The sequence below is a fragment of the Mesorhizobium sp. M1E.F.Ca.ET.063.01.1.1 genome (assembly GCF_003998155.1).
Lineage (GTDB): Bacteria > Pseudomonadota > Alphaproteobacteria > Rhizobiales > Rhizobiaceae > Mesorhizobium.
In genome coordinates, this window is the sequence record NZ_RZSC01001156.1 from 1 (window position 1) to 1,266 (window position 1,266).

Sequence of the window (1,266 nt, forward strand, 5' to 3'; positions counted from 1 at the left end):
CTCCCCTTGTGGGAGAAGGTGGCCGAGCGAAGCTCGGACGGATGAGGGGTGCTCCAGCTTGGCGCAGACCGGCGCCCAGAACACCGACGCCTCACTTCGTCCAACACCCCTCATCCGTCTCGGTGCTGCGCGCCGATCCACCTTCTCCCACAAGGGGAGAAGGGAAGGCGCGCCCATGATTCACCTCGGCGCAACCGTTACCAGCGAAGGCATTCGCTTCGCCGCATGGTCGTCGTCGGCGAGACGCCTGTGGGTCTCGATCTTCGATGACAGCGGCACGCACGAGGTCGAGAGGCCGGAGCTGAAGCCGGAAGGCGAGGGCGTTCATGCGCTCTTTGTCTCCGGCCTCGCATCGGACACCCGTTACGGTTTTCGCGCCGACGGCGACTATGCACCCGAAAGCGGCCTCTGGTTCGATCCGGACAAGCTGCTGAGCGATCCCTACGCCGTCGAGATCGACCGGCCCTATCAGTACCACTGGCGGCTTGCAGCCAAACGCAGCGAAGGTGTCGACACCGCCCCACTGATGCCGAAGACGATAGCGCGTCCGCTGCCCAAGCCGCTGGCTTCGAAGCCACCGCTGTTCCAGCCCGGCGGCCTCATCTATGAACTCAACGTCCGCTCCTTCACCAAGCTGCATCCGGATGTTCCCGAAGCGCAGCGCGGCACCGTCGCGGCGCTTGCCCATCCTGCCATCATCGAACATCTGAAGCGTCTCGGCGTCTCCGCGGTCGAGTTGATGCCGGTCACGGCGTCGATCGACGAGCGGCACCTTCCGCCGCTCGGGCTGAGCAACGTCTGGGGCTACAACCCCGTCACCTTCATGGCGCTCGACCCGCGCCTGGCGCCCGGCGGCCTTATGGAATTGCGCGACACGGTCGCGGCGCTGCGCGAGGCCGGCATCGGCACCATCCTCGACCTCGTCTTCAACCACACCGGCGAGAGCGACCGGCTCGGCCCGACGCTGTCGCTGCGCGGGCTCGACGCGCAGGCCTATTACAAGCATCTGCCGGACGGCCGACTGGCCAACGACACCGGCACCGGCAACACGGTCGCCTGCGACCATCCGGTCGTGCGGGAAATGGTGCTCGACACGCTCCGCCATTTCGTACGCTTCGCGGGCGTCGACGGTTTCCGCTTCGACCTGGCGCCAGTGCTCGGCCGCGTCGACGGCACGTTCGATCCGGACGCGCCGCTGCTCCAGGCCATCGCTGGCGATCCCCTGCTCGCCGACCGGGTGCTGATCGCCGAGCCCTGGGACGTCGG

1 protein-coding gene is annotated in these 1,266 nt (G+C 67.2%); it reads left to right on the forward strand.

Annotated features, from left to right (window positions below; translation table 11 throughout):
* Positions 1 to 175: 175 nt before the first annotated feature.
* Positions 176 to 1,266: alpha-amylase family glycosyl hydrolase (locus tag EOA29_RS36855; protein ID WP_245468743.1), on the forward strand; the 1,091-nt coding region annotated here is incomplete at its 3' end.